The sequence below is a fragment of the Sphingobium sp. genome, from assembly GCF_049304695.1.
GTDB lineage: Bacteria > Pseudomonadota > Alphaproteobacteria > Sphingomonadales > Sphingomonadaceae > Sphingobium.
The window spans coordinates 297,853-315,998 of the sequence record NZ_JBAQOK010000093.1; the positions used below are offsets into that span (position 1 = coordinate 297,853).

Genomic DNA, 18,146 nt, shown 5'->3' on the forward strand with positions numbered 1-18,146 from the left:
ACGGCGTCAGGGATCACATGCGGCGGGCGATCGCGCCCGCTGCCCAGCCCATGCCCACCGCCATGGCGATAGCGACCAGGCCGTAGAGGAAGGACCAGTTTTGCGCGGCGCTGGCCATGAACTGTTCGAAGCCGGATTTGCGCACGGAAATATCGCGCACGGCTGCGGCGACCACGCGGCCATCCTGCACCAGGAAGGTTTCGGCGGTATAGTCGCCCACGATGACGCGCGCCGACAAGGGCAGGCGTGCGCGATAGAGGACGCCGTCGGTGATCTCCACCGTGCCGGGACGCTCCACGAACAGGCCGCTGCGCTGGCGCAGATCGACCAGCCCCGCCTGAAACCGATCCAGTTCGGCGCTGTCGTTGAGGGAGGAGGGGGAGAGTTGCAGTTTATCCACGCCCAGTTCGTAGATGGCGGCGGTGCGCGGATCGACGATGCGTTCGATGGGGCGGGATGAGGCCATGGCGTAGAAGCTGGGCGCTGAACGGAAACGGGCGCGGTCGGCATTGACCCAGATGCCGGCGACCTTCTGCTTTTCGCGCATGGTGATGGACTGTTCCGGCCCCTTGAGCACCACGACGATGTCGGCAGGCTTTTCGGGGCGGCGTCCGTCGGGATAGACGATCGCGCCGAACAGCAACAGGTCCGCGCCGGTGAAGCTGTACTGGATCACGACTTCGCGCTGCGACACGTCGGGCACGAGTTGCGGTTCGTCCGCTGCGCCGATCAGCGGCAGCGCTGCCAGCAGCCAGAGGGCAGCGCGGCGTGTCACAGCAGTTCGATCGTAAAGATTTCATCGGGCCGCCACGCCAGCCCCAGCGCCATGCGCGCGGCGACCAGCAGCACGATGAAGGCGAGCAGCACGCGCAGATATTCGGGTCGCACCGACATGGAAATGCGGGTGCCGACCTGCGCACCCGTGACCGATCCGATCAGCAGGAGCAGGGCCAGCACGAGATCGACCGCCTTGGTCGTCATGGCGTGCATCATGGTGCTGGCCATGGTGACGAACAGGATCTGGAACAGCGAGGTGCCGACGACCGACTGAGTGGTCATGCCCAGCAGGTAGAGCATGGCAGGGACGAGGATGAAGCCGCCGCCCACGCCCAGCAGCATCGTCAGGATGCCGGTCGCCATGCCCAGCAACAGGGGGGCGAGCGGCGAAATATAGAGGCCCGATCGGTAGAAGCGCCAGCGCATCGGTAGCGCGGCGACGAGCGGATGGTGGCGACGCTTGCGGGCGGGTGCGCGTTTGCCTGATTTCAGCGCAACGAGCGACTGGATCGATTCCTTCGCCATCAGGCCGCCAATGCCGCCCAGCATGACGACGTAGAGGATGCCGATGACGGTATCGATCTGGCCGATATGTTGCAGCAGACGGAAGATGAGGACGCCAAGGCCCGCGCCGACGACGCCGCCCGCGATCAGCACGCCGCCCATGCGGAAATCGACCGTGCCGCGCGACATGTGAGTGATGACGCCCGATACGCTGGCGCCAGTTACCTGGCTGGCGGCGGAGGCTGCGGCGACGGTTGGCGGTATGCCGTAAAAGATCAGCAGGGGCGTCGTGAGAAAACCGCCGCCCACGCCGAACATACCCGACAACAGGCCCACAAGTCCGCCCAGGCCAATGATGACCAGTGCGTTCACCGACAGGTTGGCGATGGGCAGATAGAGATTCATGGTCGAGCAGGCGTAGGGGCAAAGCGCGACGATATAAAGGCTTGGACTGTCGTGGCTGCTAAAAATCCGCCGCGAGCGTGAGCGCGAGGCCCGAAGTGGGGGCGGCGCGGCCGCCGATCCGTTCGCGCCATTCAAGGCCAATCCGCGCGGGCGCCATCGGCAGGGGCAGGCGCATTTGCACTTCGGGACCGATGTCGATCCGCTCTACGCCCGGTTGCGCGCCGCCCGACAGCGCTGCGCCGACCCTGATCGCAGACCCGGCGATAGGGGACAGGAGCGAAACCTTGCCGTCGATGAAAGCATCACGCCGGTTGAAGCCGACCATGCCGGTCTGAACATAGGCTTCGGTTACAAGGCCGCGTCCGACAGGCGTGGGGCCAAAGCCACCGACTGCCATGATCGCGAAGGCGTCGCGTGCATCTGTCCCCAGTGCGATGCGGCGTTCGAACGCTATGTTCACCGGCACCGCGCGCACGGGCTGAACGGCGACGCCGATCGCAGCCTCGGGCGCTGCGGGGCTTTGCAGCGCAACGGTGGCGCGGGCATAGGCGATGGTGCGAACGGAGGGGGCGAGGGTGAGTTCATGATCGATCCGCAGACCGGCCTGCGATCCGCCCAGCCGTCCGACACTGGCGATGTCGGTGGCGGAGCCGCCGCTGCGCCAGAGCATCCATGCGCTGCCGTGCCAGCGGCTGGGGGGTGGCCCTGCTTTAGGTAAGAGCGGGGGCGGCTGGGCAAGGACGCTGCGCCCGGCCATGGGCGCGTCCTGCATGTCGTGCCCTTTGGCAAAGGTGGTGGAGGCGTCGATAAAGTCCAGCAGATCGACAGGCGCGGTTTCACGCGGGGCTTTTGCGGTTGGGTAAGGGTAAATGGCGCGCAGGCCAGGCCGGGTGGTGCGTCGCGCTGCTAATATTTGTGGCTGGGACGCGGTGGATTGGACGGGGCTGGCTATTGCGGGGCGCTGAGGCAGTGTCGCAGCGATCGGCTTCGCCTGGCTGAACGTAACAAGCTGGACCGGCGGGGGCAGCGGTCCGGGCTGGCTGACCAGACGAATGCCGACCCATGCGGATATGACCAACAGCATGAAGCGCAATGGTTTCCCGTTGACCGCCGGTGTCACGGATCGGTTCGCAGATCGGGGAAGCGATGCTGGGTCTTGTCCCACAGGAGCGGCTTGCCGGTCAGAGATCGAGCATAGAGGAACAGGGCGCGGCGGGCGGCCATGATGGCGATGATGTTCGCAATGAAGGTGCGGGGGATCGCGCCAAGACCATAGCGCCAGCCATAGGCCTGCCCCACGAACAGTGCGCGCATTGCGCTGCGCCAGATCATGAGGCCAAGGTTCAGCCAGAGCAGGGCGTCGATCGTGAATGAGCGCGGTTTGATCGGCATGGGGTCGAAACGCTGGATAAGCCACAAGGCGCCGGTCAGGAACAGGGCAAGATAGGCAGCGAACAGGACGAGTGCGGCCAGCGTCGCGCGCCGATCCCGCAGGCGCATCCACCATTCGGCCGGGCCGCCCTGCCATCCCAGCCGATCCCAACCGGCGAGCGAAATGCCCACGATCCAGCGGGCTTTCTGCTTGACGGCGGCGTCGATGCTGTCGGGGAAATACTCGCGCGTCGCCACCAGACCGCCACGCCCGTCACGCATGCGCACGAACGCGCCCCGGCCGCCCATGTTGCGGATGCGCAGCCCCGCTTCATAATCCTCCGTCAGGGACGATGGATCGAACGGGCCATGGGCGGCATCCTGAGCGAGCCGGGCGAGCGTGTCGCGCTCGAAGGCGCAGGCGACGCCGGCCGATGGCACCGATGCGCCGAGCGCTTCGCGGACGGTGAGAAATTTTCCATGGCTTTCGGCAAATTCGTCGCAATAATGGTTGGCGATGGCGCGTGCCATCCAGCCGCCCCGTCCGGGCAGCGGCAACACGGGCAGTTGCACCATGGCAAAGCGGTCGATCATGAAGTCGAACAGGCGGATTTCGTCGGCATGGACGACGTCTTCGGCGTCGTGCAAAACGATGGCCTTGTAGCGGACGCCACTCGCCGCCTCATCAGCGAGCATCGCGCGCCACAGCAGGTTGAGGCAATCGGCCTTCGTCGTCGGGCCGGGTTGGGGATTGACCCCAATCTGGATGCGCGGATCATCCTGCGCCACGGCAGCAGCGGCCGACAGGGTGGGCAGGTCGTTGGGATAGACGCCCACGAATATCCGGTATGCGCCCTGTTCCCATTGAGTCAGCGCATTGCGCAACATCGGAGCGATCACGTCCGCTTCGCTCCATGCGGGAATGAATATCGCGATCCGGCCCGGACTGGGTGATGGCGGCAGGGTGGTGGTGGTCATGCGGGGATGGCGCACATAGATCGTCATGTCGCGCCAGCTTTTGCGACACAGGAACATGATGTCGATGAGGAGGTCGTCCAGTCCGCCCAATGCCAGGCCGACAACCGCGAAGAGCAAGATTTCATGGTGCAGGACAGATAGCGCCGTGACCCAATATTCCCCCAAGCCGCTTCCCCCGATGCCTGCGCGAGGTAGAATGGCATCAGTTTCAATTACTTCCAAGTCTTTTGCACATTTTGCAGGATCGGTCGGCCGGGCATATTGCGTCGGGACGCGCGGTCTATACGGCGGACTGCCCGTGCGCGCCCTTTTGACGTTCGTCAGACTCATACGGCTGTGATAGGATCGTTCCTGTCCCGATCGCTTCATCGCGTGGATGGACGATCGACCAACCCCTTGGACATCATGCGAGAGGAGGGCGAATATGAGCACGGACACGGACGTCAACTATCTGTTGTTTCGCCAGCAGATTTCATTGATCCGGGCGCAGTCGAGCGCCTCGCTCGAAGGCAAGGCGGCTTATGAAGGCCTTGCGCAAAGCTATAACGAACGCGTGGATGCGTATAAGCGGCTCAACGAGAAGATGAGCGTTCGCGCGCATTGAGGGCAGGCGTGGCTTAGAGAAGGTGTGGGCGTTAGAGTCGCTCTAACAGGCGCTCTATAGCCTTATGATGGTCGGCGTCCTGGCCACATTCGCGTTCCAGTACCCGCTTGATCCGCTCCAGTTCGGCCTCGGTCAGATGTTCGATGCCGATGAAATCGTTGCGGGCATTTTCAATGGCGCGGATGAGTTCGTCCAGTTTCGCCTGAATGGCGGAGCCATCGCGATTTTGCGCATTCTGGATCAGGAAGACCATGAGGAAGGTGACGATGGTGGTGCCGGTGTTGATGACCAGTTGCCATGTGTCGGAATAGCCGAACAGCGGGCCGGTGAGCACCCAGATAATGACGACCGCGCCGGCCAGGATGAAGGCGATCGGCTGTCCCGCCCAACCGGCGACGCGATGCGAAAAGGCCGTGAAGAATCTGTCGATCATGATCGTCGTTCCCATGTCGCCCGCCGCAGGACGGGTGGGCATATTTAGGCTGTGTTCAGACAGGTCATGCCATCAGTTGCGTATGACAGCCATCACCATTCGTCCCCTTGCATGCGGTTTGGCCGCGACCCTGCTTCTGGCTTCATGCGCGAGCCTGTCGCCCGAATCGAAACTGCGTACGGGGTTGATGGAGGCGGGCGTCTCACCGCATATGGCCGGGTGCATGGCCGCAGACATGGCTGACCGGCTGAGTATCTCGCAGATGAAGCGGCTGCAATCGCTCGGTTCGCTCCGCAAGTCTCACATCGGCGGGATGACGATCGATCGATTCCTCTACAAAGTCCGCGCGCTGGAGGATCCGGAGATATTTGTGGTGAGCAGCAAAGCTGCCATCCGCTGCGCGATTTGACCGTCATTTCGCAATAATCGGGTCGATCGAGCCGGAACGCTTTTGCAATTTTGCAAAGTGTGTTTGCGAAATCCTTCTAGCGCTGCGATTCATGCTGTGCTTTAGCCGTCGTCATCAGGTTTCGACGGAAAAGGACGGCAAGCCCCATGAACATCCATGAATATCAGGCGAAAGAATTGCTCGCCAAATATGGCGCGCCTGTCGCTGCCGGTCACGCCGCCTTCACCGTCGAGGAAGCCGTCGAGGCCGCCAAGAAGCTGCCCGGACCGCTCTATGTCGTGAAGTCGCAGATCCATGCCGGTGGTCGCGGCAAGGGCAAGTTCAAGGAATTGGCCCCCGAAGCCAAGGGCGGCGTTCGCCTCGCCTTCAACCTGGACGAGGTGAAGGCTCACGCCACCGACATGCTGGGCAACACGCTGGTCACGATCCAGACCGGCGACGCTGGCAAGCAGGTCAACCGCCTGTATGTGACCGACGGTGCGGACATCGCCAAGGAATTCTATCTGGCGCTGCTGGTCGATCGTGGCAGCAGCGAAGTGGCCTTCGTCGTATCGACCGAAGGCGGCATGGACATTGAAGAGGTCGCTCATTCTACCCCGGAAAAGATCCACAGCTTCTCGGTCGATCCTGCGACCGGCTTCATGCCGCATCATGGCCGCTCGATCGCCGCAGCGCTGGGCCTGACCGGTGATCTGGCCAAGCAGGCGTCGAAGGTAGCCGGTTCGCTCTATGCAGCTTTCCTCGATACCGATGCCGAGCAGATCGAAATCAACCCACTGGCGCTGACCGAGCAGAACAACCTGCTGGTGCTCGACGCCAAGGTCGCTTTCGACGGTAACGCCATGTTCCGCCACAAGGACATCGCCGAACTGCGCGACCTGACCGAAGAAGACGCGGCCGAAGTCGAAGCCAGCAAATATGACCTGGCCTACATCAAGCTGGACGGCAACATCGGCTGCATGGTCAACGGCGCTGGTCTGGCCATGGCAACGATGGACATCATCAAGCTGAACGGTGAATTTCCAGCCAACTTCCTGGACGTAGGCGGCGGTGCCACGACCGAAAAGGTAACGGCGGCCTTCAAGATCATTTTGCAGGATCCAGCGGTCAAGGGCATCCTGGTCAACATCTTCGGTGGCATCATGAAGTGCGACATCATCGCCGATGGTATCGTGGCCGCTGCCAAGGAAGTGAATCTTTCGGTCCCGCTGGTCGTGCGTCTGGAAGGCACCAATGTTCAGCAGGGCAAGGATATATTGGCGGCTTCGGGCCTCGCCATCGTCCCCGCAGACGATCTGGGCGATGCGGCGCGCAAGATCGTGGCGGAAGTGAGGAAGGCAGCCTGAGGCGGCTTTCCAACTGAACTGACACCTTAAAGGGTGCGGGTGGTCCGGGGACGGGCTGCCCGCGCCCGTGTTGGCATTTATAATGGAGGATGTTGAAAATGAAGATCCTTGTGCCCGTGAAGCGGGTCATCGACTATAATGTGAAGCCGCGGGTGAAAGCGGACGGGACGGGCGTTGATCTGGCTAACGTCAAGATGAGCATGAACCCGTTCGACGAAATCGCGGTCGAGGAAGCCATTCGCCTGAAGGAAAAGGGCGTCGCAACCGAAGTGATCGCCGTATCCATTGGCGTTGCCAAGGCGCAGGAAACGTTGCGTACCTCGCTTGCCATGGGTTGCGACCGCGCGATCCTGATCCAGACCGATGACGAGGTCGAACCGCTGGGCGTGGCCAAGCTGCTGGCCAAGGTGCAGGAAGAGGAAGGCGCTGGCCTCATCATCCTGGGCAAGCAGGCGATCGATGACGACAGCAACCAGACCGGCCAGATGCTCGCCGCGTTGCTGAACCTGCCGCAGGGCACGTTCGCGTCGAAGGTGGAGGTCGAGGGCGACATGGTCAGCGTGACGCGCGAAGTCGATGGCGGGCTGGAGACGGTGAAGCTGAACACGCCGGCGATCATCACCACCGACCTGCGGCTGAACGAACCGCGTTATGCGTCGCTGCCCAATATCATGAAGGCCAAGTCCAAGCCGCTCGCGCAGAAGACGCCTGCCGATTATGGCGTGGACATCAGCGCACGGCTGGAAACGCTTAAGGTTGTCGAGCCACCCAAGCGCACCGCTGGCGTCAAGGTCGCCGATGTCGATGAACTGGTTGCCAAGCTGAAGGCCATGGGAGTTGCCGCATGAAAACGCTCGTCTGGGTTGAACATGAACATGGCGCGGTCAAGGACGCGACCCTGTCCGCCGTCACCGCCGCATCTAAGCTGGGCGAAGTGCATCTGCTGGTCGCGGGGCAGGGCGTCGATGTCGTCGCTGCCGAAGCTGCCAAAATCTCCGGCGTGGGCAAGGTCCATGTCGCCGACGATGCCGCCTTTGGCCATGCCTTGCCGGAAAATGTCGCGCCGTTGATCGTCGATCTGATGGCGCATCATGACGCGTTTATCGCGCCTGCCACCAGCAACGGCAAGAATATCGCGCCGCGCGTCGCCGCTCTGCTCGACGTCATGCAGATCAGCGACATATTGTCGGTCGAGAGCGAAGATACGTTCACGCGGCCGATTTATGCGGGCAATGCGATCGCCACGGTGCGCAGCAAGGATGCCAAGAAGGTCATTACCGTTCGCGGTACGGCTTTCGAGAAAGCTGCTCGTGACGGTGGTTCAGGCACAGTGGAAGCGGTCAGCTCAACCGGCGACAAGGGCATTTCGTCCTTCGTCGGGGCGGAGATCGCCAAGCTGGAGCGTCCTGAACTGACCAGCGCCAAGATCATCGTGTCGGGTGGCCGGGCATTGAAGGACGGGCCGACGTTCGAGGAAGTCATCTATCCGCTGGCCGACAAGCTGGGCGCTGCGGTGGGTGCCAGCCGGGCTGCGGTGGATGCGGGCTATGTTCCCAATGACTATCAGGTCGGGCAGACCGGCAAGATCGTCGCGCCGGAAGTCTATATCGCTGTGGGCATTTCCGGGGCGATCCAGCATCTGGCTGGCATGAAGGACAGCAAGACCATCATCGCCATCAACAAGGATGAGGACGCGCCGATTTTCCAGGTGGCGGACATCGGCCTGGTTGGGGATTTGTTCAAGATCGTGCCGGAATTGACCAGCAAGCTGTAAATTTCGACCAATAGAAAGGGTGCGGTTCGTCAGGAACCGCACCCTTTTTTGCGTCCGGCCCAAAGAAACCGCCCGCCGGACAGTGCGAGGGGGGCGCATGTCGGAGCGGGCGGCGACCGGCGGCGAGAGGGGACTGCCGCCGGTATGAGGAAAGGTTTTGTCTGTCGCGATTTCCGGGTCGTCAGATCATTCGATCTGACCGGAAATCACTATGCGTTAGTTGGTCAGGGGGCGCGCTGGCGTGCCGGCTGCGTTCAGGATCGGTGAAGTCGAGAGGGTCGACTTGACGTCTTGGGCGGCCTTGCTGTCGGCGATTTCGGCCTTGGCATCGCTGTAGCGGGCGACGACGTCGTTCTTGAACTCGGTCAGCTTGCCTTCGTCATACAGCTTTTTGCCGACGTAACCGGCGATGGCGCCGAAAATCAGAGTGCGGATCATGTGGGTGGCTCCTTGTTGCGGTTCGGGGGTCATAACCGGCAAGGGGCGACAAGAGTTCCAGCGATATTCGCCGTTGTTATTGAAGGCGGACCAAAGGTGCGGCGGGCCGTGTGGCCCGCGCGGTCAGACGGCGGCGGGGGCGTAGGCCGATGGTTCGGCTTCGCGGCGGGCGCGGTTGGCGTCGGCCTGATCCTGGCGCGAGGCCATGGCGAGGAAGGCAGCTTCGGAGCGGAGGCAGCGGTCGCGGACATTGTCCAGCGTGGTCGCGTCAGCCTGCTTGCGGGCTTCGGTCGCGAGGGCATGATAATCAGGGTGAGCCATGCTGCGCTCCTCTTAAGTTCAGTAAAGAAAGCCGGACGCCGTTTTGACACGGCGTCCGGTTCGGTCCCCAATTGCGCCCGACGAATCAGGCAGCAGGTTGGGGACCAGTCAGGTCGGGCAGTCGTCCGGCAGGCGGGTTGCCCCGTCGCGGACGAACACCCGCGCCGATTACTCGGCGTGCTGAAGGTTCACAGCGGCCATCTTGCCACGGCGATCCTGTTCCAGCTCATAGGTGACGCGGTCCTTTTCGCGCAGCGTGGCCAGGCCAGCGCGCTCGACAGCGGTGATGTGAACGAACGCGTCCGGGCTGCCATCGTCGGGGGCGATGAAGCCATAGCCCTTGTCGGCGTTGAAGAATTTGACGGTTCCGGTGATGCTCATGGTAGTTCCTTAGCTTTCTGACGGCCAATCCTGAGTGGATGGGCCGGTGCGCTAACGGGCAGGGAAAGAAGGAAACAGGTGCCGCAAAGCGCCGAGAACCGTCGATTTGCGACTGTAGCATCCCCCCTATAGGGCAAGTGGCGCACAATAGCAAATCGCGATGCTGTCAGGCGGGGGCGGGCGCCCGATCGCCTGCCGTGGCGGGGACGTCGGTCGCCTGCGCTTCGTCGGCGGCGTCAAAGCCGAAATAAGCGTCGCGCGCGCGGGCGGCGGCGTGGGCGAAGGGACGGTACAGGTCGGACTGGATCTGCGTCCAGACGGCGTCCTCCTGCGGGGTCAGGTCGCGCTCATAATAGTCGATGTCATAATCTGCGTCGGCCTGAGCATCGTCGTTAAGGTCGCCGTCGAAGTCGGGCGGGGCGGGGAAATCCGTCCGCCAGCCTGCGCGTTCCTCATCCCACCAGACGCCACGCATCCGGGTGACGGCTTCGTGCGGCGGCAGGGTCATGAGATCGACGGTCGGTTCGGGAAGTTCACACCGTTGCTGGGAGGGCCAGATGTCGCGCTTTTGCGCAGGTTGCGCGGGGGTGTGGAGCGCCATGCGCGCGGCGATGAACAGCGCTGCGGATGCGCCGGGGGCGAGCGCGGCGTCGGTGCCTTCGGGCGGGCTGTCGGCCATGCGATCGAGCCGCGCGAGCATCGACATGGCGAGGCGGTTGTCGTGGCGGTGGCGGGTGACTTCGAAATTATCTTCGTCCTTGCGGATCGTATCGGTGCAGCCGGTGAGGGCGCGGGCGAGCAGATCGTCGGCCAGCCGCGCACGGGCGATGAGGATGGCCGCGTCCCAGCCAAGCCGGAAGGCCGCGCCGTCGCGGTGGATGCGCAGATTATAGGCAGAGCGCGGCGTGAGGCCGACGGCTTCGCAGGCCTGGGTGACGACGCCGGTGGCGGCGAGGGTTTCTAGGAAGGTGCGCTGGAGCGCGGGCGACCAGCCATCCGCGCGGCTTTGCTGCGCGGGGGTGGGGAGCGAGGGGAAATGACAGGACATGGGCGCTGGTCTCTCCGGCTGAGGGAAGGAATTTGCCGGGAGGGTAGCGCGGGATGGGGGATGTAGGACAGAACAAAATGGGAACGGAGTGCCATTTCGCCCAGATGGCCTGCAAAGCGCGATTCTCTGCGCTTCGGTGCTCACGGACATTAAGTCCGCTGCGCTCCGATGCTCGACAATCACATTTTTCGGTTACATCTGAACGAAATGGCGCCCCGTTCCTGATTAGTTAGGGATATTGTTGGCGTGTGTGTTTGACAGCCAGTATCTCTATGATCTGCGTCACGCGATAGACGATGATATAGTTTGGGGTAACAACGGCCTCGCGCGTGCCGGGTACGCGACCAATTCGGTGCATGTAGGGGTGATCTGGCAGGCGATCGGCGGAATGTCGAATAGCTATGCCGGTGCGTTCAGCGGCGGAGGGATTTCGAGCCACTATAAAATCTACGATCCGCTCAAGATCGTCCAAAGCTTCGGGATGCCAGATTAGCGGCAGCATCAGGCTTTTTTGGGCCGATCAATAATCGCCTGCATCCGCGCCATCGCTTCGTCGTGCGGGATGCCCGGTGTCTTGGATAGCATTCTCGCTTCGATCGTCGCGCGGAACCAAGCGTCATAGGCTTCGGCGTCCTCCGTCGTCGCGAACTCCGACTCTATGGGGGTGAGTTTGGTCATAACAAGGCTCATATCAAATTGCCGTAGCTGCACCAAGGCCGTTTAGGCTGTACGCTATTAATCTCCGAGGTCCAGATCAAGCTGACCGTCAGAAATGGACTGCAAGAATAATCTATTCTTTGTTCCTGAGTTTCGAAATAGTCTATACAAAGAAATACCGGGACGTTCGGCAACAAAAGACGAAAGGCGAATTTGCGCCTTACTAATAAGATTTTCAACTCTGTCAAAATCAAATATGTCTATATTTTCTTGTTCGGCAAGGCGTCTTACTGTGTAAGCAAGGTGATATATGCCCTCTACGATCCAAAAACCTTCCATAAGCCGTTCGTCAGCAGATCTTGCACCTGTTCGTGATGTTCTTAAGTCTGCACGACGCCCGGTTTCCAAAGACTTATATAGGTTCCAGACACTTACCACCCGGTTTGCTGACATTTCCATGGGATCAAATATCAAAGGAAAATATTCACCAAAAATGCGATCAGATGCCGTTTTTGCTTTGTCGGGTTCGCCGCGTACATATGCGAGCCAGATTTGACCTAGCTTAAGTGCATCAATTTTTTTGTGATCAGGAATAGAAGAATTTTGATTTCTTTTTCTATCAAAAACCCAACCTAAAGCACGAAGAGACGACTCTAGGCGGACCAACATGGGATCGTTGGAGCGTAAATCTCTACTTCTTATTGGTGTTTGGCTATTCGTCGCTTCGGCAACCTTAGCATATAGTGATTTATCTCTAGTTTCTATAATTCTGACAAGAATTCTTACTTTTGATAGCATCGTGAAGTTGCTTTTTGATGCTTCAAAAAGAGCATGGGACGTTTGCCCACCATTCACGACCTGTGGGTTAGACAGGGTTAATGGGCTATTTCTAAAGCCGGGCTGATGAGAGAAACTTTCGCAAACAATAGTGATTCCATTGTTGTAGTACCAAAACATAGTCGATTCTGATGATATGGCAGTATCATATATTCTCTTATTAATGTCGTTTTGCTCGCCCAGATAAACTCGCACATTTTCTTCAAATAAGTAGGGATCGAGCTGAAGAGGATTTTTCTTATCGGTAAAAGCTTCTATAAAATCATCGGCTCGAAGAGTTCCTATAACACCCCTTACATTTCCATCAGTCCTTTCGAAAATTTGTTCATCAACAACTCTTAAGCTAATTTCCCTATGAACAGAATGCTTGTGAGTTATTGAGTCCGATATCGCGTCGAGGTCAGACTCGTAGAGATTAATAAATTTAAACCGATGAAGTGAGGACTCTATTCTGGATTTTTGGTCACTTACTAATTTTTCACCATTTGAACAAAAGTGCACCTCTACTTCACAAGTTCCGCCTCGAACGAATTCCCAAATATCTATAACTTTCTGATGCAAAATATTATTACATGTTTGAAGGAACCCATCGGTTTGCTCAAAGCAATCAGTTATGAAAGATAAAATCTTATCAATTTCAGACGAAGGAAAATTGCGATTTGTTCGTTTATATTCTCGATGATGTTTAATCTGGAATAAATGTATTACCCGTCGGCCAAACCGCTCGTCAAGAAACACGGCATCAATTCCACGATCTTCGGGGCCATCAGTAATGCACGCTCGTGCTTCATCGAGGTCAATTCGGAGAATTGTAGACAAAACTAAAAAAGTGAAGGCCTCTCTTCTACTTTCTAATTCTAGACTGCTCTGAATTTCTCCAGCAGCAGCGTCCACATTGCCCCAGTCTAACAAAGTAGCCATTTAGACTAATTCCGCATTCTTTTTAATATCGTTCACCCCCAGCAACGGCGCCAGATAATGCCCCGTAAATGAGCGCGGCTCTTTCACCACTTGCTCCGGCGTGCCGGTCCCGACGATTTCGCCGCCTTTGACGCCACCTTCCGGTCCCATATCGATGATCCAGTCGGCGGTCTTGATGACATCCAGATTATGTTCGATCACCACGACGCTGTTGCCCTGTTCGACCAGCGCGTGGAGGACTTCCAATAGTTTGCGGACATCCTCGAAATGCAGGCCGGTGGTGGGTTCGTCCAATATGTAGAGGGTCTGGCCGGTGGCTCTACGGGCGAGTTCCTTGGCGAGTTTGACGCGCTGGGCTTCACCGCCGGACAGGGTCGTGGCCTGCTGGCCGACCTTGACGTAACCGAGGCCGACTTCCGCGAGCATGGCCATGCGGTCGCGGATGGGCGGCACGGCCTTGAAGAATTCCACTGCGTCCTCGACCGTCATGTCGAGCACGTCGGCGATGCTCATCCCCTTGAACTTCACCTCCAGCGTTTCGCGATTGTAGCGCGCGCCGTGGCATACGTCGCAGGTCACATAGACGTCGGGGAGGAAGTGCATCTCGATCTTGATGAGGCCATCGCCGGTGCAGGCTTCGCAGCGGCCGCCCTTGACGTTGAAGGAGAAGCGGCCCGGTTTGTAGCCGCGCGCCTGGCTTTCGGGCAGGCCCGCGAACCAGTCGCGGATGTTGGTGAAGGCACCGGTATAGGTGGCGGGGTTGGAGCGGGGGGTGCGGCCGATGGGCGACTGGTCGATGTCGATGACCTTGTCGCAATGTTCGAGGCCCGTGACCTTGTCATGCGCGCCCGCGATGATGCGCGCGCCGTTCAATGCGCGGGCGGACGCGGCGTAGAGCGTGTCGATGGTGAAGCTGGACTTGCCCGAACCGGACACGCCGGTGATGCAGGTGAAGGTGCCGAGCGGAATCGACGCGGTGACGCCCGTCAGGTTGTTGGCGCGGGCATTGTGGACGGTGATCTTCTTGCCATTGCCCTTGCGCCGTTTTTTGGGGACGGGGATGGCGCGGGTGCCGTTCAAATAATCGGCGGTGAGGGAGTTTTTCGCCTTCAATATCTGCTTGAGCGTCCCCTGCGCGACGATTTCGCCGCCATGGACGCCCGCGCCCGGTCCCATGTCCACGATATAGTCGGCGTGGCGGATCGCGTCTTCGTCATGTTCCACGACGATGACGCTGTTGCCCAGGTCGCGCAGGCGCTTGAGCGTGACGAGCAGGCGGTCGTTGTCGCGCTGGTGCAGGCCGATACTGGGTTCGTCCAGCACGTAGAGGACGCCCGACAGTCCGCTGCCGATCTGGGACGCGAGGCGGATACGCTGGGATTCGCCGCCGGACAGGGTGCCGCTGGTGCGGTCGAGGCTGATATAGTCGAGGCCGACATTGTTGAGGAAGCCGAGGCGCTCGACAATTTCCTTCAGGATGGCCTTGGCGATCTGATTCTGCTGGTCGTTCAGGCGTTCGGGCAGGGCGGTGAAGAAGTTGAGCGCGTCCACGACCGAGCGGCGGGTGGAGAGGGAAATGTCCTCGCCCACGATCTTGACCGCGAGCGCTTCGGGTTTGAGGCGCGCGCCGTGGCAGGTTTCGCAGGGCTGGGCGCGCTGGTACTTGGACAGTTCCTCGCGCATCCACGCGCTTTCGGTCTGGAGCAGGCGGCGGTTCAAATTGCCGATGACACCCTCGAACGCTTTCTTCACTTCATAGCTTTTGCGGCCGTCCATGAATTTGAGCGTCACGGGCTTGCCGCCGGTGCCGTGGAGGATGATGAGCTGCGCTTCGCCGGGCAGATCGGCCCAAGGGGTGTCGAGGGAGAAGCCGAACTCCTTGGCCAGCGAGCCGAGCACTTGCATATAATAGGGGCTGGGCGGGTTGGATTTGGCCCAGGGGACGACCGCGCCCTTTTTCAGCGAGAGCGCTTCGTTGGGGACGACGAGTTCGGCGTCGAACTCCTGCCGCTCGCCAAGGCCGTCGCAGGCGGGGCAGGCGCCTTGTGGGGCGTTGAAGGAGAAGAGGCGCGGCGCGATTTCGGGGATGGTGAAGCCGCTGACCGGGCAGGCGAATTTTTCGCTGAACACGATGCGGTTGGCGGGGATGCCCGTACCCTTCATACCCTTTTTCAGGGTGGCGAGGTCGGCGGCTTCGACAGGCTCAGCCGACCCTTCGACAGGCTCAGGGCGAACGGTGTTGGGGTTGGACGACTGCGCTTCTGCAACAGTCGTATCAGCCAGATCGACATAGGCGAGGCCGTCGGCGAGTTTGAGGGCTTGTTCGAAACTGTCGGCCAGCCGCGTGCCCATGTCGGGTTCGACGGCCAGGCGATCGACCACGACTTCGATGTCATGCTTATATTTCTTGTCGAGCGCCGGCGCGTCCTCGATCAGCATCATTTCGCCGTCGATGCGGACGCGGGTGTAGCCCGCCTTCTGCCATTCGGCCAGTTCCTTGCGATATTCCCCCTTGCGCCCGCGCACGACGGGGGCGAGCAGGTAGAAGCGGGTGTCCATGGGCAGGGTCGCGACGCGATCGACCATCTGGCTGACCGTCTGCGCGCTGATGGGCAGGCCCGTGGCGGGCGAATAGGGGATGCCGACGCGCGCCCACAGCAGGCGCATATAGTCGTAGATTTCGGTGACGGTCGCGACGGTCGAGCGCGGATTGCGGCTGGTCGTCTTCTGCTCGATACTGATCGCGGGGGACAGCCCTTCGATATGTTCGACATCGGGCTTTTGCATCATCTCCAGAAACTGGCGCGCATAGGCGGAGAGGGACTCCACATAGCGGCGCTGACCCTCTGCATAGATGGTGTCGAAGGCGAGGGAGGATTTGCCCGATCCCGAAAGCCCGGTGATGACGACGAGGCTGTCGCGCGGCAGATCGACGTCGACGCCCTTGAGATTATGCTCACGCGCGCCGCGTACGGAAATATGTGTAAGACTCATAAGGATGTTCTATCTTCGTTCCAGGCGGGAATCCAGAGCGGAAGATAGGAAGCCGGAGGGCCGGGGGAAAGAAGGTTAAAAGGGGAAGATGCCATTATAAATGGGCGCACCCCTTATAATGGCGAGGAGAGCTTATTCGATGGTGACGCCGACCACCCGCCATGCGCCGTCTTCCCGTTCGAGTGAGACGGTTTCTATCGCCTTCGCTTTGTTGGCGAATGCGGTACGGAATGTGACGACCTGATAACCGGCGGGCGGAGCGGGCAGGTCTTGCTGGCTCAGCAAGGTGCGGGAGATCAAGGCGCCCAGCGGCGGGCGCACTTTTTGCGAGATATCCGCCCAGACCTGCGCCGTGTTGAGTTTGCGGAAGGCTGATCCGGTCGTGGCATAGCTGTCGTCCCAGCGGCCCTGATCGACCAGCGTCAGAAAGTGGCGGGCGGCGTCCACGACGGCGGCGTCCGGCGATGTCTGCGCGGTGGGGGTAGCGGGGGCGGGCGTCGTGGCGTTGGGAGCCTGGGCGTTGGGAGTCAGGGCGAGCGCCAGCAGGCCAAGAGACATTGTCATGAGGATAGCTCCTATAATGGTCCGCGGGCGGCTGTCGGGTCGCCCGGCGCCGTCGATCGGCGCGGCATCCTGATGCGCGTCCCCGATCGCGCGATCTTCCCCGATTTGCTTGTCCGTCACATAATCGGGGGATGAACTGACTTCCGCATCCAACAGGCGGCGGGCGGCTTCGCGGCTGCTCGACACCGCCAGCTTGCGCCGGGCGTCGCGCAGCCGCTCGTTGATCGTATGGACAGACAGGCCAAGGTCGCGCGCGATGGATTTGGCGTCATGGCCACGGACCATGAGGCGCAGCGTCTGTTTTTCGCGCTCGGTCAGGGTCGCGATGTCGGGTTGGTCCTGTGTGGTCATGATGGTGGCCACCCTAATGGGGTAGGACGGGCCAGCTACCCCTAAAAATTTGTCCCTGTCCCCAATGCGCCATGTCGTTGGTGGATGCGCATGGACGGTTTGTCGCTGTGCCATGCCGTCCGGCGTGTCGATGATACTCATCATCGAACGATCGCCCCGCGACGCCGGTTCGACGCTAAGACGAGCGAACGGAACGATGCACAGTGCGATCCGTCAGGGACGGTTCATCTTAAATGGTGTCGTCTGTGGTTCAAAGAGTTTCAACCCCATCCCGGTGCCCGACAGCAACCTGGATACGCCCCCGGCCTTCCCTTGCGCCGGGGGCGTTTTCGTGTCGGCGCGGTGCCGCACGGACAGCTTCTCTCCATAATCGTTGCGATTCGCGCTTTCCGTTACGGAAAGATGCCGTTTGCGCACGCGGCCATGTCGTTCGTGGCGTTGTTGGTCCGGGGAGGTCGGCGCTTTGTCGATGGGCGTGCCGTTCGCAGACGAGGGTCGCCGCCCGTCGAACCGGGCGCGCGGCAAAGGACGGCGCGGCCTAAACAGGATGGGTAGACGGGGTGGATAGACAAGCCCTCTGGCAGTCCCGCCCGATCTGCACCGGCGCAACGCAAAGCCCCCCTTGGCGACGTGCCGGTCAACCAGATTTTGAGGAGATATGCCCATGTTCCGTTCCACCATTTTCGCCGCCGCCGCCTCCATCAGCCTGATCGTCAGCGCAGGCGCTGCATCCGCACAGGACTTCATATCCAACGGCCGCACGTTCGAGGTGCGCCATGGCGACCTCAACCTGTCGAAAGCGGCCGATCAGGCCCAGTTGCGCAGCCGCATCGCCCGCGCGGCGGGACGCGTATGTTCCTCGTCCGACCTTGCCACGCAGCAGGCGTGCAAGGCCAAGGCGATCGCGCAGGTGCAGGTGCCGATCAACGCGGCCATCGCCCGCGCCGCCACGGGTGAGCGCTATGCCGATGCGCGGGGCGTGGATACGCTGCCCGTCGCGGGGCATTGATTGCTGCGGGTTGCGCATCGTGTG

Annotated in this window: 20 protein-coding genes; 6 read left to right on the forward strand and 14 right to left on the reverse strand. The window is 60.7% G+C overall.

The features are described from left to right. Nucleotides 1–13: 13 nt before the first annotated feature. Genes WA070_RS18985 through WA070_RS19000 form a run of 4 tightly spaced genes read right to left on the reverse strand, consistent with a single transcriptional unit; the run spans nt 14 to nt 4,215 of the window. Nucleotides 14–775, reverse strand: coding sequence for a TIGR02186 family protein (locus WA070_RS18985; protein ID WP_422635452.1), 762 nt, complete (start codon nt 773–775; stop codon nt 14–16). Next, nucleotides 772–1,686, reverse strand: a complete 915-nt coding sequence (locus WA070_RS18990) for a sulfite exporter TauE/SafE family protein (protein ID WP_422635453.1) — start codon at nt 1,684–1,686, stop codon at nt 772–774. Before WA070_RS18990 ends, WA070_RS18985 begins: the two co-directional genes overlap by 4 nt. Nucleotides 1,687–1,744: 58 nt before the next feature. Further along, nucleotides 1,745–2,770 carry a hypothetical protein gene (locus WA070_RS18995; protein ID WP_422635454.1) on the reverse strand — a complete coding sequence of 342 codons (1,026 nt, stop codon included), beginning with the start codon at nt 2,768–2,770 and terminating at the stop codon, nt 1,745–1,747. Between the two features lie 32 nt (nt 2,771–2,802). Continuing rightward, entirely contained in the window at nt 2,803–4,215 is a 1,413-nt protein-coding gene (locus tag WA070_RS19000) for a glycosyl transferase family protein (RefSeq protein ID WP_422635509.1), read from the reverse strand. A 244-nt stretch (nt 4,216–4,459) separates the two neighbouring features. On the opposite strand from WA070_RS19000, the gene WA070_RS19005 reads away from it, so the two are divergent. After that, nucleotides 4,460–4,639, forward strand: a complete 180-nt coding sequence (locus WA070_RS19005) for a hypothetical protein (RefSeq protein WP_422635455.1) — start codon at nt 4,460–4,462, stop codon at nt 4,637–4,639. Between the two features lie 31 nt (nt 4,640–4,670). On the opposite strand, the gene WA070_RS19010 is transcribed toward WA070_RS19005, so the two are convergent. Further along, entirely contained in the window at nt 4,671–5,069 is a 399-nt protein-coding gene (locus WA070_RS19010; protein WP_422635510.1) for a low affinity iron permease family protein, read from the reverse strand. An 85-nt stretch (nt 5,070–5,154) separates the two neighbouring features. Between WA070_RS19010 and WA070_RS19015 the strand changes: the two genes are divergently transcribed. The 4 genes from WA070_RS19015 (at nt 5,155) to WA070_RS19030 (ending at nt 8,601) form a co-directional block, all read left to right on the forward strand. Beyond that, the gene (locus tag WA070_RS19015; protein ID WP_422635456.1) at nt 5,155–5,481 is read left to right on the forward strand and encodes a hypothetical protein; all 327 of its coding nucleotides are present in this window, start codon (nt 5,155–5,157) and stop codon (nt 5,479–5,481) included. Between the two features lie 146 nt (nt 5,482–5,627). Continuing rightward, complete coding sequence (sucC, locus tag WA070_RS19020) at nt 5,628–6,827, forward strand: ADP-forming succinate--CoA ligase subunit beta (RefSeq protein WP_422635457.1); 1,200 nt, start codon at nt 5,628–5,630, stop codon at nt 6,825–6,827. Between the two features lie 98 nt (nt 6,828–6,925). Then, nucleotides 6,926–7,675: an electron transfer flavoprotein subunit beta/FixA family protein gene (locus tag WA070_RS19025; RefSeq protein WP_422635458.1), complete on the forward strand. Its 750-nt coding sequence runs from the start codon at nt 6,926–6,928 to the stop codon at nt 7,673–7,675. After that, entirely contained in the window at nt 7,672–8,601 is a 930-nt protein-coding gene (locus tag WA070_RS19030) for an electron transfer flavoprotein subunit alpha/FixB family protein (RefSeq protein ID WP_422635459.1), read from the forward strand. The genes WA070_RS19025 and WA070_RS19030 overlap by 4 nt, the downstream gene beginning before the upstream one ends. Nucleotides 8,602–8,817: 216 nt before the next feature. On the opposite strand, the gene WA070_RS19035 is transcribed toward WA070_RS19030, so the two are convergent. From WA070_RS19035 to WA070_RS19075, 9 genes are all read right to left on the reverse strand, one after another. After that, complete coding sequence (locus tag WA070_RS19035) at nt 8,818–9,039, reverse strand: hypothetical protein (RefSeq protein ID WP_422635460.1); 222 nt, start codon at nt 9,037–9,039, stop codon at nt 8,818–8,820. A 123-nt stretch (nt 9,040–9,162) separates the two neighbouring features. Further along, a complete protein-coding gene (locus tag WA070_RS19040) occupies nt 9,163–9,360 on the reverse strand; it encodes a hypothetical protein (protein ID WP_422635461.1) in 198 nt (65 codons plus the stop codon). A gap of 168 nt (nt 9,361–9,528) precedes the next feature. After that, nucleotides 9,529–9,741, reverse strand: coding sequence for a cold-shock protein (locus WA070_RS19045; protein ID WP_422635462.1), 213 nt, complete (start codon nt 9,739–9,741; stop codon nt 9,529–9,531). A 166-nt stretch (nt 9,742–9,907) separates the two neighbouring features. Beyond that, nucleotides 9,908–10,789 (reverse strand): hypothetical protein, encoded by an 882-nt coding sequence (locus WA070_RS19050; RefSeq protein ID WP_422635463.1) that lies wholly within the window; start codon nt 10,787–10,789, stop codon nt 9,908–9,910. A 229-nt stretch (nt 10,790–11,018) separates the two neighbouring features. Next, nucleotides 11,019–11,291, reverse strand: coding sequence for a type II toxin-antitoxin system RelE/ParE family toxin (locus tag WA070_RS19055; RefSeq protein WP_422635464.1), 273 nt, complete (start codon nt 11,289–11,291; stop codon nt 11,019–11,021). Further along, nucleotides 11,291–11,467, reverse strand: coding sequence for a stability determinant (locus WA070_RS19060; RefSeq protein WP_422635465.1), 177 nt, complete (start codon nt 11,465–11,467; stop codon nt 11,291–11,293). The genes WA070_RS19055 and WA070_RS19060 overlap by 1 nt, the downstream gene beginning before the upstream one ends. 57 nt (nt 11,468–11,524) lie before the next feature. Then, nucleotides 11,525–13,204, reverse strand: a complete 1,680-nt coding sequence (locus WA070_RS19065; protein ID WP_422635466.1) for an AIPR family protein — start codon at nt 13,202–13,204, stop codon at nt 11,525–11,527. Continuing rightward, nucleotides 13,205–16,198, reverse strand: coding sequence for an excinuclease ABC subunit UvrA (gene uvrA, locus WA070_RS19070; RefSeq protein ID WP_422635467.1), 2,994 nt, complete (start codon nt 16,196–16,198; stop codon nt 13,205–13,207). Between the two features lie 132 nt (nt 16,199–16,330). Continuing rightward, on the reverse strand, nt 16,331–17,113 hold the full coding sequence (locus WA070_RS19075; RefSeq protein WP_422635468.1) for a helix-turn-helix domain-containing protein: 783 nt from the start codon (nt 17,111–17,113) through the stop codon (nt 16,331–16,333). 664 nt (nt 17,114–17,777) lie between these two features. On the opposite strand from WA070_RS19075, the gene WA070_RS19080 reads away from it, so the two are divergent. Further along, nucleotides 17,778–18,122: a UrcA family protein gene (locus tag WA070_RS19080; protein ID WP_422635469.1), complete on the forward strand. Its 345-nt coding sequence runs from the start codon at nt 17,778–17,780 to the stop codon at nt 18,120–18,122. Nucleotides 18,123–18,146 lie beyond the last annotated feature (24 nt).